This window comes from Streptococcus sp. GMD4S, assembly GCF_000296955.1.
Genome location: NZ_AJRE01000523.1, coordinates 1 through 1,084, shown reverse-complemented (window position 1 = coordinate 1,084; position 1,084 = coordinate 1). Strand labels below are relative to the sequence as shown.

The following is a 1,084-nucleotide window of genomic DNA, read 5'->3' as shown; positions in this document are numbered from 1 at the left end:
TGGCTCTCAAACACATGAACCCATGTGGAATTGGTCAAGCTGATGACATCGAAACTGCTTGGGACTATGCTTATGAGTCTGACCCAGTATCTATCTTTGGTGGGATTGTCGTCCTTAACCGTGAGGTGGATGCTGCGACTGCTGAGAAGATGCACGGCGTTTTCCTCGAGATTATCATCGCACCGAGCTATACCGATGAAGCGCTAGCCATTTTGACCAACAAAAAGAAAAACTTGCGCATCCTTGCCTTGCCATTTGATGCTCAAGATGCTAGTGAGGTAGAGGCAGAATACACAGGCGTGGTCGGTGGACTTCTTGTGCAAAACCAAGACATGGTCAAGGAAAGCCCAGTTGACTGGCAAGTGGTGACCAAACGCCAGCCAACCGAGACAGAAGCAACTGCTCTTGAATTTGCTTGGAAGGCTATCAAGTACGTCAAATCCAACGGGATCATCGTGACCAATGACCACATGACACTTGGCGTTGGGCCAGGTCAAACCAACCGTGTGGCTTCAGTCCGTATCGCTATTGACCAAGCTAAAGATCGTCTTGACGGCGCTGTGCTTGCTTCCGATGCTTTCTTCCCATTTGCGGATAACGTGGAAGAAATCGCCAAAGCAGGTATCAAGGCCATCATCCAACCAGGTGGATCAGTCCGTGACCAAGAGTCAATTGAAGCGGCTGATAAACATGGTTTGACTATGGTCTTCACAGGCGTAAGACATTTTAGACATTAAAAAGATAAAAGGGAAGAAAACAGTTTCTTTCCTTTTTTGGCTTAAAATGCTAAGTGAAACAAGATTAGAACGAACGTTTGTGATATAATATTAGTAAATAATTCGCAAAAGAGGTTGAGAGATGAAGCTGTTAGTTATCGGTTCGGGTGGTCGTGAACATGCGATTGCTAAGAAGTTGCTTGAGTCAAAAGACGTTGAAAAAGTCTTTGTAGCTCCTGGAAATGACGGGATGACTCTGGATGGGCTGGAGTTAGTAAACATCTCTATTTCCGAACATTCTAAGTTAATAGAGTTTGCAAAGGATAACGATATCGCTTGGACCTTCATCGGGCCAGATGATGCCCTTG

The 1,084-nt window shown here is 45.5% G+C and carries 1 protein-coding gene and 1 pseudogene; both read left to right on the top strand.

Features of this window, described 5'->3' with window-relative positions; genetic code table 11:
- Nucleotides 1–737 (top strand): annotated as a pseudogene (locus GMD4S_RS12295) (bifunctional phosphoribosylaminoimidazolecarboxamide formyltransferase/IMP cyclohydrolase); the annotation flags it as partial.
- A gap of 121 nt (nucleotides 738–858) precedes the next feature.
- On the top strand, nucleotides 859–1,084 hold a 226-nt coding region (locus GMD4S_RS12290), incomplete at its 3' end, for a phosphoribosylamine--glycine ligase N-terminal domain-containing protein (protein WP_000772086.1).